General features: G+C 59.3%; 10 protein-coding genes. All 10 read right to left on the reverse strand.

What is annotated here, in order from left to right; all coding sequences use genetic code 11:
* Nucleotides 1–9: 9 nt before the first annotated feature.
* The gene (nuoI, locus tag CKW17_RS00415) at nucleotides 10–558 is read right to left on the reverse strand and encodes an NADH-quinone oxidoreductase subunit NuoI (protein ID WP_007920177.1); all 549 of its coding nucleotides are present in this window, start codon (nucleotides 556–558) and stop codon (nucleotides 10–12) included.
* 11 nt (nucleotides 559–569) lie between these two features.
* Nucleotides 570–1,577 (reverse strand): NADH-quinone oxidoreductase subunit NuoH, encoded by a 1,008-nt coding sequence (nuoH, locus tag CKW17_RS00420; RefSeq protein WP_095118219.1) that lies wholly within the window; start codon nucleotides 1,575–1,577, stop codon nucleotides 570–572.
* A complete protein-coding gene (gene nuoG, locus CKW17_RS00425) occupies nucleotides 1,574–4,288 on the reverse strand; it encodes an NADH-quinone oxidoreductase subunit NuoG (RefSeq protein ID WP_095118220.1) in 2,715 nt (904 codons plus the stop codon). Before nuoG ends, nuoH begins: the two co-directional genes overlap by 4 nt.
* A 136-nt stretch (nucleotides 4,289–4,424) precedes the next feature.
* Complete coding sequence (nuoF, locus tag CKW17_RS00430; protein ID WP_007920184.1) at nucleotides 4,425–5,780, reverse strand: NADH-quinone oxidoreductase subunit NuoF; 1,356 nt, start codon at nucleotides 5,778–5,780, stop codon at nucleotides 4,425–4,427.
* Complete coding sequence (nuoE, locus tag CKW17_RS00435) at nucleotides 5,777–6,274, reverse strand: NADH-quinone oxidoreductase subunit NuoE (protein WP_007920186.1); 498 nt, start codon at nucleotides 6,272–6,274, stop codon at nucleotides 5,777–5,779. Before nuoE ends, nuoF begins: the two co-directional genes overlap by 4 nt.
* Before the next feature lie 2 nt (nucleotides 6,275–6,276).
* The gene (gene nuoC, locus CKW17_RS00440) at nucleotides 6,277–8,061 is read right to left on the reverse strand and encodes an NADH-quinone oxidoreductase subunit C/D (RefSeq protein ID WP_095118221.1); all 1,785 of its coding nucleotides are present in this window, start codon (nucleotides 8,059–8,061) and stop codon (nucleotides 6,277–6,279) included.
* A gap of 74 nt (nucleotides 8,062–8,135) precedes the next feature.
* Nucleotides 8,136–8,810 (reverse strand): NADH-quinone oxidoreductase subunit B family protein, encoded by a 675-nt coding sequence (locus tag CKW17_RS00445; protein ID WP_053121628.1) that lies wholly within the window; start codon nucleotides 8,808–8,810, stop codon nucleotides 8,136–8,138.
* 10 nt (nucleotides 8,811–8,820) lie between these two features.
* The gene (locus tag CKW17_RS00450) at nucleotides 8,821–9,234 is read right to left on the reverse strand and encodes an NADH-quinone oxidoreductase subunit A (protein ID WP_003223812.1); all 414 of its coding nucleotides are present in this window, start codon (nucleotides 9,232–9,234) and stop codon (nucleotides 8,821–8,823) included.
* Between the two features lie 639 nt (nucleotides 9,235–9,873).
* A complete protein-coding gene (aceA, locus tag CKW17_RS00455; RefSeq protein WP_007920195.1) occupies nucleotides 9,874–11,199 on the reverse strand; it encodes an isocitrate lyase in 1,326 nt (441 codons plus the stop codon).
* 474 nt (nucleotides 11,200–11,673) lie between these two features.
* Nucleotides 11,674–12,435: a secretin N-terminal domain-containing protein gene (locus tag CKW17_RS00460; RefSeq protein WP_095118222.1), complete on the reverse strand. Its 762-nt coding sequence runs from the start codon at nucleotides 12,433–12,435 to the stop codon at nucleotides 11,674–11,676.
* Nucleotides 12,436–12,554: the final 119 nt, after the last annotated feature.

Consider the following 12,554-nt stretch of genomic DNA (forward strand, 5'->3'; position numbering starts at 1 on the left):
CGTTCTTCCTTAAGGCAGCAAGCTCTTCACGTTGATCGGTTCGGCTTCGTTCTGCGCGGAGCCTTTCGGCTTGCCAGCGATTGCCATACCTGCAACACGATAGAAGTTGTAATCAGGGTTTTTGCCGGGGCCGGAGATCAACAGATCTTCTTTCTCGTACACCAGGTCCTGACGTTTGAACTCGGCCATCTCGAAATCCGGAGTCAACTGGATTGCGGTGGTCGGACAGGCTTCCTCGCAGAGACCGCAGAAAATGCAGCGCGAGAAGTTGATACGGAAGAAGTCCGGGTACCAGCGACCGTCTTCGGTTTCAGCTTTCTGCAGCGAGATGCAACCCACCGGGCAAGCCACGGCGCACAGGTTGCAGGCAACGCAACGCTCTTCGCCATCGGGGTCGCGGGTCAGGACGATGCGACCACGGTAGCGTGGTGGCAGGTAGACCGCTTCTTCCGGGTATTGCAGGGTGTCGCGCTTGCGAAAGCCATGGCCGAAGACCATGACCAGGCTGCGCAACTGGGTACCAGTACCCTTAACGATGTCGCCAATATATTTGAACATGGGTCAAATCCTCACTGAACCGCGACTGCAGGCGTGTTCCACAACACGACCGCAGCGGTCACCAGCAAATTGATCAGGGTCAGTGGCAGGCAGAATTTCCAGCTGAAATCCATCACCTGGTCATAACGCGGACGCGGGATAGAGGCGCGCAGCAGGATGAACAGCATGATGAAGAACGCGGTCTTCAGTGCGAGCCAGACGAACGCCAGTTGCGGCAAGATGCCGAACGGACCGTGCCAGCCACCGAAGAACAGGGTGACCAGCAGCGCCGAGATCAGGATGATGCCGATGTATTCACCGACGAAGAACATGCCCCATTTCATACCGGCGTATTCAATGTGGTAACCGTCGGCCAGTTCCTGTTCCGCTTCCGGCTGGTCGAACGGGTGACGGTGAGTCACGGCGACGCCAGCGATGAAGAACGTACAGAAGCCGAAGAACTGCGGAATGATGAACCACAGGTTCTGCGCCTGGTACTCGACGATGTCGCGCATGTTGAACGAGCCGACCTGGACCACGATGCCCATCAGGGCCAGGCCCATGAACACTTCGTAGGACACGGTCTGCGCCGACGCACGCAAGCTGCCGAGGAGGGCGAACTTGTTGTTACTCGACCAGCCGGCGAACAGCACCGCGTAGACCGATAGACCGGCCATGGCGAAGAAGAACAGCAGGCCGATGTTCAGATCCGCGACGCCCCAGGTCGGGGTGATCGGGATGATCGCAAAGGCGATCAGCAAGGCGGACATGGCCACCACCGGCGCCAAAGTGAAAATCACTTTGTCGGCAAACGGCGGAGTCCAGTCTTCCTTGAAGAACATCTTCAGCATGTCGGCGGCGATCTGGAACATACCGAACGGGCCAACGCGGTTCGGACCGTAACGGTCCTGCCACCAGCCCAGCAGGCGACGTTCGACAAAGCTGAGCAACGCGCCCGCGACCACCACGGCCAGCAGAATCACGATGGCTTTGACGACCGAGAGGATCACATCGATCACTTCAGGGGTGAACCAGGTCATTGCGCTGCCTCCTGCAGACCGTCGACGGATACGCCGGCGAATGCCGGTGGAATGCCGGCGATGCCCGCAGGCAGTGCCACCAGACCGGCGCCCAGTTCTTCATTGATACGCAGCGGCAGACGCAGGGTCTGACCGGCCACGTTCAGGCTCAGCAGGGCACCGTCGTTGACGCCCAGACGATCCGCTTCCGACTTGGCCAGAGCCACGTATGGAGCCGGAATGCGCTCTTGAACCGGTGCGGCTTTCGAAGAGTTCTCTTCGCTGCCGAACAGGTGGAAGAACGGCACGGCTTGCCAGGTGCCCGGCGCCGGGTTGAATGCGCGCGGTGCGGCAGCGAACCAGTTCAGCGAATCGCCAGTGCTTTCGATCAGGCGGGTGCCCGGGTCGCCGGCACGGATGTGACCACCGACTTCGTCCTGGAACTTGTTCCACGCTTGTGGCGAGTTCCAGCCAGGCGACCATGCGAACGGAACCTGCTGACGAGGTTCGGCAGAGCCCGAGTAACCTTCCATGGAGAAGGCGAACGCGGTGTCTTTGTCTTGCGGAGTGCGCGGTTCGTGAACGCTGATGTCGGCGCGCATGGCGGTGCGACCGGAATAACGCAGCGGCTCACGCGCCAGTTTCAGACCCTTGATGCGGAACGCTGCCGATGGTGCAGCGTCGACGATGCGCGCCAGTTGCTCGGTGCTCGAAGCAACGGCAGCGGTGACGTGGTCGAGTTGCGTCCAGTCGATCGGCTGGTTCAGCAGGGTCGCGCGCAGGGCGTGCAGCCAGCGCCAGCCTTCGTGAACCAGAATGCTCGCATCCATGTATTGCGGGTCGAAAACCTGGAAGAAGCGCTGGGCGCGACCTTCCTGGCTGACCAGCGTACCGTCGCCTTCAGCGAAGCTCGCGGCTGGCAGAACCAGGTGCGCGCGGTCGCTGGTAGCGGTTTTCTGATGGTCAGCAACGATCACCACTTGCGCAGCGTTCAGTGCAGCATCGACTTTTTCTTTGGCGGTGCGGGTGTACAGATCGTTTTCCAGCACAACGATGGCGTCGGCTTTACCGTCGATGACAGCTTGCAGCGCAGCATCCACCGATTCGCCACCGAGCATGGCCAGACCGAGGCTGTTGGCTTCCGGGACGATCAGGCTGATCGAACCGTTCTTCTCGCGCAGCTTCAGCGCCTTGGCGATGTTCGCCGCGGCTTCGATCAAGGCTTTGGAGCCCAGCGAAGTACCGGCGATGATCAGCGGACGTTTGGCCGCGAGCAGGGCGTCAGCAATACGCTGAGCCAGTTCCAATGCTTCGGCGTCCAGACCTTCAACGGCCGGGGCGCTGGCATCCAGCGCGTGAGCAACAGCGAAACCGATGCGTGCCAGATCATCTGGAGCGGCGTGTACGCATTCTTCAGCGATGTCGTCGAGCTTGGTTTCCGCCAGGCTGGCGATGAACAGCGGGTTCAGCGCGTGCTGACCGATGTTCTTCACCGCAGCGTCGAGCCAAGGCTGGACGCGCATGGCTTCGGCCATGTCTTCAGCTTTGCCCTTGACCGATTGACGCAGCGACAGCGCCACACGGGCGGCGGTCTGGGTCAGGTCTTCACCGAGGACGAAAATCGCGTCGTGGTCTTCGATGTCGCGCATGTTCGGCACAGGCAACGGGCTGTCTTTCAGCACTTGCAGGACCAGACGGATGCGCTCCAGTTCGGACGCTTCGATACCCGAGTAGAAGTGCTCGGCGCCGACCAGTTCGCGCAGCGCGTAGTTGCTTTCAAGGCTGGCACGTGGCGAACCGATGCCGACGATGTTGCGCCCGCGCAGCAGGTCAGCAGCTTTATCCAGTGCAGCATCCAGACCGAGCTTGGTGCCGTCGGCCAGCAGTGGCTGACGTGGACGGTCGGTGCGGTTGACGTAGCCATAACCGAAACGGCCACGGTCGCATAGGAAGTACTGGTTCACCGAACCGTTGAAACGGTTTTCGATGCGACGCAGTTCGCCGTAACGCTCGCCCGGGGAGATGTTGCAACCGCTCGAGCAGCCATGGCAGATGCTCGGCGCGAATTGCATGTCCCACTTGCGGTTGTAGCGTTCGGAGTGAGTCTTGTCGGTGAACACACCGGTCGGGCAGACCTCGGTGAGGTTGCCGGAGAACTCGCTTTCGAGGGTGCCGTCTTCAACGCGACCGAAGTACACGTTGTCGTGGGCGCCGAATACACCGAGGTCGGTGCCGCCAGCGTAATCCTTGTAGAAACGCACGCAGCGGTAGCAAGCGATGCAGCGGTTCATTTCGTGGGAAATGAACGGGCCCAGTTGCTGGTTCTGGTGGGTGCGTTTGGTGAAGCGATAACGGCGCTCGTTGTGGCCGGTCATCACGGTCATGTCTTGCAGGTGGCAATGACCGCCTTCTTCGCACACAGGGCAGTCGTGCGGGTGGTTGGTCATCAGCCATTCAACAACACTGGCGCGGAACGCCTTGGATTCTTCATCGTCGATGGAGATCCAGGTGTTGTCGGTGGCAGGGGTCATGCAGGACATGACGATGCGACCACGGGTGTCGTTCTCGTCGGTGTACTGCTTGACCGCGCACTGGCGGCAAGCCCCGACGCTACCAAGCGCGGGGTGCCAGCAGAAATAAGGGATGTCGAGGCCCAGCGACAGACATGCCTGTAACAGGTTGTCTGCCCCGTCGACTTCGAGCGCTTTGCCGTCTACGTGGATAGTGGCCATGGTTCAAAGGTCTTCGTTGGCCCGGTGTCAGCGGGCGTGGCTAATGGAATCTTGTTATCCGTCCGAATCCAGTCAGCCCCGAAAGGCGTCATCGGACGAAAGGCGAAGGGCACGGACCCTTCGCCTTTTTAAGCGTTTACGCGCCGATTACGATCGGCCTTGCCAGAGGCGGGACGGCGGCGCTGACTGGCGCGATACCGGCTTCGAACTCTGGACGGAAGTATTTGATGGCACTGCCCAACGGTTCCACGGCACCCGGTGCGTGAGCACAGAAGGTCTTGCCCGGGCCGAGGAAGTTGACCAGACCCAGCAGGGTCTCGATATCGCCCGGCTGACCGCGGCCTTGTTCGATGGCCATCAAGAGCTTGACGCTCCATGGCAAACCATCGCGGCACGGGGTGCAGAAACCGCACGACTCGCGAGCGAAGAACTGCTCCATGTTGCGCAGCAGCGAGACCATGTTGACGCTGTCGTCCACCGCCATGGCCAGGCCGGTACCCATACGGGTGCCCACTTTGGCGATGCCGCCGGCATACATTTGCGCGTCGAGGTGTTCTGGCAGAAGGAAACCGGTACCGGCGCCGCCTGGCTGCCAGGCCTTGAGTTTGAAGCCGTCGCGCATGCCGCCGGCGTAGTCTTCGAACAACTCGCGACCGGTAACGCCGAATGGCAATTCCCACAGGCCGGGGTTTTTCACTTTGCCGGAAAAGCCCATGAGCTTGGTGCCCATGTCTTCGCTGCCTTCGCGCGCCAACGATTTGTACCAGTCAACGCCGTCGGCAATGATCGCCGGCACGTTGCACAGGGTTTCCACGTTGTTCACGCAGGTCGGCTTGCCCCACACGCCGACAGCGGCAGGGAAGGGCGGCTTGGAGCGCGGGTTGGCGCGGCGGCCTTCGAGGGAGTTGATCAGTGCGGTTTCTTCACCGCAGATGTAACGCCCGGCGCCGGTGTGGACGAACAGCTCGAAATCGAAGCCACTGCCGAGAATGTTTTTACCCAGCAGGCCCGCAGCCTTGGCTTCTTCCACGGCACGGTTGAGGTGCTTGGCGGCGGTGGTGTATTCGCCACGCAGGAAGATGTAGCCACGGTAGGTTTTCAGCGCGCGAGCACTGATCAGCATGCCTTCGATCAGCAGATGGGGCAGTTGCTCCATCAGCATGCGGTCTTTCCAGGTGTTCGGCTCCATTTCATCCGCGTTGCACAGCAGGTAGCGGATGTTGATGGATTCGTCTTTGGGCATCAGGCCCCACTTCACGCCAGTGGGGAAGCCTGCACCGCCGCGACCTTTCAAGCCTGCGTCTTTCACGGTCTGGACGATGGCGTCCTGATCCATGTCGGCGAAGGCTTTGCGCGCAGCGGCGTAACCGTTCTTGGCCTGGTACTCGTCGAGCCACACGGCTTCGCCGTCGTCACGCAGACGCCAGGTCAGCGGGTGAGTCTCGGCCGAACGCTGAATGCGGTTGGCAGGACCGAAAGATGTCAGGGTCATACGTAGCCCTCGAGCAGTTTGGCGACGCCAGCAGGCTGCACATCACCAAAGGTGTCGTCGTCGATCATCAGCGCCGGTGCCTTGTCGCAGTTGCCGAGGCAGCAGACCGGCAGCAGGGTGAAACGACCGTCGGTGGTGGTCTGACCCAGGCCGATGCCCAGATTGTTCTGGATTTCGCTGACCACCGACTCGTGGCCACCGATGTAGCAGACCATGCTGTCGCAGACGCGAATGATGTGACGGCCAACCGGCTGACGGAAAATCTGGCTGTAGAACGTCGCCACACCTTCAACGTCGCTGGCCGGGATGCCGAGGATCTCGCCGATCGCGTACAGGGCGCCGTCCGGCACCCAGCCGCGTTCTTTCTGAACGATCTTCAGGGCTTCGATCGACGCCGCGCGCGGGTCTTCGTAGTGATGCAGCTCGTGCTCGATGGCCGAGCGCTCGGTTTCACTCAGGGTGAAACGGTCTGTCTGGATAAGCGTGCTGTTCATGCTTAGCGGTCCACGTCGGCCATAACGAAATCGATACTACCCAGGTACGCAATCATGTCCGCGACCATGCTGCCTTTGATCACCGAAGGGATCTGTTGCAGATGCGGGAAGCTTGGAGTGCGGATCCGGGTACGGTAGCTCATGGTGCCGCCGTCGCTCGTCAGGTAATAACTGTTGATGCCCTTGGTCGCTTCGATCATCTGGAAGGATTCGTTGGCCGGCATGACCGGGCCCCACGAAACTTGCAGGAAGTGCGTGATCAAGGTTTCGATGTGCTGCAGCGTGCGTTCTTTCGGCGGCGGCGTGGTCAGCGGGTGATCCGCCTTGTACGGGCCTTCCGGCATGTTGCGCATGCACTGGTCGATGATCTTGATGCTCTGGCGCATTTCTTCGACGCGAACCATGCAGCGGTCGTAGGCATCGCCGTTGGCAGCCAGCGGTACTTCGAACTCGAAGTTTTCGTAGCCGGAGTACGGACGCGCTTTACGCAGGTCGAAATCGCAACCGGTCGAACGCAGGCCAGCACCGGTGACACCCCATTCCAGGGCTTCTTTGGTGTTGTACTGGGCGACGCCGATGGTACGGCCCTTGAGGATGCTGTTCTGCAGGGCAGCCTTGGTGTATTCGTCGAGGCGTTTTGGCAGCCATTCAACGAAGTCTTTCACCAGTTTTTCCCAGCCGCGCGGCAGGTCGTGGGCAACACCACCGATGCGGTACCAGGCCGGGTGCAGACGGAAACCGGTGATGGCCTCGATCACCGTGTACGCCTTCTGGCGGTCGGTGAAGGTGAAGAACACCGGGGTCATCGCACCAACGTCCTGGATGTAAGTCCCGAGGAACAGCAGGTGGCTGGTGATCCGGAAGAACTCGGCCATCATGATGCGGATGACGTCGACCTTCTCAGGCACCTTGATGCCGGCCAGCTTCTCGACCGAGAGCACGTACGGCAGGTTGTTCATCACGCCGCCGAGGTAGTCGATACGGTCGGTGTACGGGATGAAGCTGTGCCACGACTGACGCTCGGCCATCTTCTCGGCACCACGGTGGTGGTAACCGATGTCCGGCACGCAGTCGACGATCTCTTCACCGTCCAGTTGCAGAATGATGCGGAACGCACCGTGCGCCGAAGGGTGGTTCGGGCCGAGGTTGAGGAACATGTAGTCCTCATTCGGGCCGGAGCGCTTCATGCCCCAGTCTTCCGGACGGAAGCGCGCGGCTTCTTCCTCAAGCTGTTGCTTGGCGAGGTTGAGGCTGTACGGATCGAATTCGGTGGCGCGCGCCGGGAAGTCCTTGCGCAGCGGGTGACCTTCCCAGGTCGGCGGCATCATGATGCGCGACAGGTGCGGGTGACCTTTGAAGTCGATACCGAACATGTCCCAGACTTCACGCTCGTACCAGTTGGCGTTCGGCCAGATGCTGGTGACGGTCGGCAAGCTGAGGTCGCTCTCGGACAAGGCGACCTTGATCATCACGTCACTATTACGCTCCAGCGACATGAGGTGATAGAACACGGTGAACTCGGCGTCGCTCGGCAGTCCTTGACGCTTGGTGCGCAGACGCTCGTCCACGCCGTGCAGGTCATAGAGCATGACGTACGGCTTGGGCAGGTTACGCAGGAAAGTCAGGACTTCGACGAGTTTGGCACGCGCCACCCACAGCACCGGCATGCCGGTGCGGGTCGACTGAGCGGTGAACGCTTCGGCGCCAAAACGGTTGTTCAATTCAACGACCACATCCTGGTCGTCTGCCTTATAAGGCGGGATGTACAGAGCACTGCCTGTAGTCATGGTTATTTTTTCGCTTTCGGTCAACGTAAAGAATGAAGCCAGCTTCTCGTTTCTTTTGTAAGAACAGATCTGGATCAGACTTCGTCAGGGCTGCGCAGGTTGGTGACTGCGATTCGCTGTTCGCGGCGCTGTTCCTTCTGCGAAGGCATGTCGGCGCGATAAACGCCTTGATCACCAACGACCCAGGAAAGCGGACGACGCTCCTTGCCGATCGATTCCTGCAACAGCATCAAGCCTTGCAGAAATGCTTCCGGACGGGGCGGGCAGCCAGGTACGTAGACGTCCACGGGCAGGAACTTGTCCACCCCTTGAACCACAGAGTAGATGTCGTACATGCCGCCGGAGTTAGCGCACGAACCCATGGAGATAACCCACTTCGGCTCGAGCATCTGCTCGTAGAGACGCTGGATGATCGGCGCCATCTTGATGAAGCAGGTACCGGCGATAACCATGAAGTCGGCCTGACGCGGCGATGCCCGGATAACTTCGGCGCCAAAGCGCGCGATGTCGTGGGGCGCCGTGAAGGCGGTGGTCATTTCCACGTAGCAGCACGACAGGCCGAAGTTGTACGGCCACAGGGAGTTCTTACGTCCCCAGTTGACCGCGCCACTCAGCACGTCTTCCAGCTTGCCCATGAAAATGTTTTTGTGGACTTGATCTTCTAACGGATCGGAAACGGTTTCCCGTTCGCCAATCGGATATTGCTCGTTAGGAGCATCGGGGTCGATCCTGGTGAGATTGTATTGCATTGCCAAAGCCTCATTGTTTCAGCTTCGCCTGCCGCTTGCGACGAGCTTCCGGAGCCCAGTCAAGGGCGCCCACTCGGAACAGGTAGACAAGACCTGCCAACAGAATTGCTATGAAAACGAGAGCTTCGACGAATCCGGTCCAGCCGCTTTCGCGGACGGACACAGACCATGCAAAGAGAAAGAGGGCTTCGATATCGAAGATCACGAAGAGCATCGCGACCAGATAGAATTTGGCTGAGAGCCGCAAGCGGGCGCCACCGGTAGGTAGCATGCCGGACTCGAACGGTTCGTTTTTGCTGCGACCCCAGGCTTTTGACCCAAGGAGGCTGGAGACGCCAAGCATGAAGGCACACAGGCCGACGACACCCAGAAGGAAAATGGCAAAGCCCCAGTTGTGGGCCATGAGTCCTGTCGCTTCGGGCATGCTGGTAATCCTTAACAGAGAGCAAAGGTCTCTGAGCTTGATAAAGAAATAGGCAGTGACGATATGTCGCAGCAATCAATCGCGCTGATTTTATGGCTAAACACCCTGCAAGTAAAATTCCTATAGCGAAATTATTTATTGGAATAAGGACATAGCGCATCTCCAATGCCCTGCAGCCCATGCGTTGCGGGCATTAGGCGGGTTTATGCAAATAATGTTTTGTAGGGAATGTAACGAACATAGTTGCGGCTAAATGATAATTGATATCGTTTGGAGTGATTTTGTAACTGTTTAACGGGATGTCAGTTGGGAAGTTGTCTTACTTGCACGTTACTGCAAGTAGCGACGGCGCCCGTTTTAGCGGATTTTTCTGACGGTTGTACCGCGCTGGATCAATGTTTTCTCCGAACGACACCGATCCCTGTAGGAGTGAGCCTGCTCGCGATAGCGGTGTGTCAGCTTGCGCATGCGGTGACTGACCCACCGCTATCGCGAGCAGGCTCACTCCTACAGGGATTTGTGGTGTTCATTAAATCGGGGCAAAAAAAAACGCCCCGAACCAGTCGGGGCGTCAGTTTTGCGGCTCTGCGGTTAGCTTTCTATACGATCCGCAAAGGCCGTTTGCTCAGCGAAGCCGAATCAGTGGAACTGTTCTTCTTCAGTCGAACCGGTCAGTGCGGTGACCGACGACGAGCCACCTTGAATCACAGTGGTCATGTCGTCGAAGTAGCCGGTGCCGACTTCCTGCTGGTGAGCCACGAAGGTGTAGCCCTTGGCGGCGTCGGCAAATTCCTGCTCTTGCAGTTTCACGTAGGCAGTCATGTCGTTGCGGGCGTAGTCGTGCGCCAGGTTGAACATGCTGTGCCACATGTTGTGAATGCCGGCCAGGGTGATGAACTGGTGCTTGTAACCCATGGCGGACAGTTCGCGCTGGAACTTGGCGATGGTCGCGTCGTCGAGGTTTTTCTTCCAGTTGAAGGAAGGCGAGCAGTTGTACGACAGCAGTTGGTCCGGGTATTCCTTTTTGATCGCTTCGGCGAAGCGGCGAGCTTCGTCCAGATCCGGCTTGGCGGTTTCGCACCAGATCAGGTCGGCGTACGGCGCGTAAGCCAGACCACGGGCGATGGCTTGATCCAGACCAGCACGGACCTTGTAGAAACCTTCCTGAGTGCGCTCGCCAGTCACGAACGGCTGGTCGTATGGGTCGCAATCGGAAGTCAGCAGGTCAGCGGCGTTGGCGTCGGTACGGGCCAGAATGATGGTCGGGGTACCGGCAACGTCAGCCGCCAGACGAGCAGCGGTCAGCTTCTGTACGGCTTCCTGAGTAGGAACCAGTACTTTGCCGCCCATGTGACCGCATTTTTTCACGGAAGCCAGTTGGTCTTCGAAGTGAACGCCGGCGGCGCCTGCTTCGATCATGCTCTTCATCAGCTCGTAAGCGTTCAGCACGCCGCCGAAACCGGCTTCAGCGTCAGCCACGATCGGCGCGAAGTAGTCGATGTAGCCGTCGTCGCCCGGGTTCTTGCCGGCTTTCCACTGGATCTGGTCAGCACGACGGAACGAGTTGTTGATGCGCTTGACCACGGTTGGAACCGAATCCACCGGGTACAGCGACTGGTCCGGGTACATGGATTCTGCGGAGTTGTTGTCCGCAGCCACTTGCCAGCCCGACAGGTAGATCGCCTGGATACCGGCTTTAACCTGCTGAACAGCCTGGCCGCCGGTCAGGGCGCCCATGCAGTTGACGAAATCTTTCTCAGGACGGAAGGACGGCTTGGCACCCTGGGTGACCAGGTTCCACAGCTTGTCGGCGCCCATTTTTGCAAAGGTGTGCTCAGGTTGAACCGAGCCACGCAGACGGACGACGTCAGCAGCGGAGTAAGTGCGTGTCACGCCTTTCCAGCGCGGGTTTTCAGCCCAGTCTTTTTCGAGGGCTGCAATTTGCTGTTCGCGTGTCAGTGCCATGGAGATAAACCTCGTCGCGTCTTTTATGAAAAGTTGTTCTGCGGTGGAAAATTCCTGCGCTCGCTGACCAGAAGCTTAGGTGGTCAAGTCGGATTCGGCGGGGTAGGCGACGGGATGAACGATGGGCTCGAGGGGAAGTGAGCAGGTAGTGGCGGACTGTGGGCGCATTCGGGCGTCGTGGGCCTCTATACGGTCTACAGTGTGATGCCGGGTTACCTAAATACGCTTCCGTCCCTCGGGACAACTTCGTTCCAGTCGGCAACCTCGTCAAACACACCTTGTGGGCGGTACAGACACGAAGCGGTTCGCGGGGTAGGTGCGAACATCGCTTCGAAGGCCCTTGCCAGGGCCTCTGATTAGCGGGAGCGAGGCCATCATGCCTTCGCTTTTTTACCCCGTCAAACGTTTTGTAGTGCTTTTTTTCAAGCACTACATCTTTCGTCTAATACGACTAATCAGTCAGTTTTCGGTGCTTTAGTCCAATGCGTCGACTTTCACCCACAAGGTCATGTCATCCCGGCCTTGAGTCGAGTAGCTGCGGGTCAGGCCCTGTTTGTCGGCCTGAGTCTGGCGATTGACGCCGGCGAGGGTGATCCATTCACCGAGGCGCCCGCTGACAGTTGTGTCGGTGCTTTGCACGTTCACTACATCGGGACGTTCCTGGCTCATGCGGTCACGGTTGGTACTGATGGCGAGATGAACGATGTCGCCGGTGACGCTGGCGGTGACGTAGAAACCCTGGGTGACGTTGCGATATTGGGTCTGGCTGTTGTAACCGCCGTAGGAGTCGCTCTGAACATTGGTGATCGGTACGCTCTGGCCGACTTGAATCAGCGCGGGCATGCCATCGGTGGCCTGCACCTGCTGCACGCCGCCTTCGCGGCTGGCGGTGCTGCGGCTGATGATGCGGGTCTGGTTCGGTTGAGCGCCGTTAACCGAATAGCCTTCATCGCCACGGCCATTGTTTTCATTGGTGTCGACGCTGATCAGCAAGCGCTTGGGCGCCGTGTCCAGTTGCGTGATCAGCGCCTTGAGTTCCTGGATCTTGTCCGGCTCGGCCTTGATGATCAGCTGGTTGCCGTAGGCGCTGACCTGACCGTCCTTGCCGAGGAAGTCTTGTGCCATCGGCAGCATGTCGGCGCTGGTGCGGTAATTGAGAGGCACGATTTCTGTGGCTGCCATCACCGAAAAACTGCAACCGAGCAGCAGGGTGGTGAGCAGGGTGCGTAGGGACATGTCCGTTATCTCCGCTTTCGAAAGGCTTGATATTGCCAGTTTGTCGGCCTGGGGTGGGGCAAGTTGAATCGTAGACAGCAAAACGCCCCGGCATCGGTTGATGTCGGGGCGTGATCGTT

This window comes from Pseudomonas sp. Irchel s3f10 (assembly GCF_900187515.1).
GTDB lineage: Bacteria > Pseudomonadota > Gammaproteobacteria > Pseudomonadales > Pseudomonadaceae > Aquipseudomonas > Aquipseudomonas tensinigenes.

Excerpts from the sequence above, each read along its gene's own strand:
- nuoF (WP_007920184.1), bottom strand. The coding sequence starts at position 5,780 with ATGACCCTGACATCTTTCGGTCCTGCCAACCGCATTCAGCGTTCGGCC.
- nuoI (WP_007920177.1), bottom strand. The coding sequence starts at position 558 with ATGTTCAAATATATTGGCGACATCGTTAAGGGTACTGGTACCCAGTTG.
- CKW17_RS00460 (WP_095118222.1), bottom strand. The coding sequence starts at position 12,435 with ATGTCCCTACGCACCCTGCTCACCACCCTGCTGCTCGGTTGCAGTTTT.
- nuoG (WP_095118220.1), bottom strand. The coding sequence starts at position 4,288 with ATGGCCACTATCCACGTAGACGGCAAAGCGCTCGAAGTCGACGGGGCA.
- nuoH (WP_095118219.1), bottom strand. The coding sequence starts at position 1,577 with ATGACCTGGTTCACCCCTGAAGTGATCGATGTGATCCTCTCGGTCGTC.
- nuoE (WP_007920186.1), bottom strand. The coding sequence starts at position 6,274 with ATGAACAGCACGCTTATCCAGACAGACCGTTTCACCCTGAGTGAAACC.
- aceA (WP_007920195.1), bottom strand. The coding sequence starts at position 11,199 with ATGGCACTGACACGCGAACAGCAAATTGCAGCCCTCGAAAAAGACTGG.
- nuoC (WP_095118221.1), bottom strand. The coding sequence starts at position 8,061 with ATGACTACAGGCAGTGCTCTGTACATCCCGCCTTATAAGGCAGACGAC.
- CKW17_RS00450 (WP_003223812.1), bottom strand. The coding sequence starts at position 9,234 with ATGCCCGAAGCGACAGGACTCATGGCCCACAACTGGGGCTTTGCCATT.
- CKW17_RS00445 (WP_053121628.1), bottom strand. The coding sequence starts at position 8,810 with ATGCAATACAATCTCACCAGGATCGACCCCGATGCTCCTAACGAGCAA.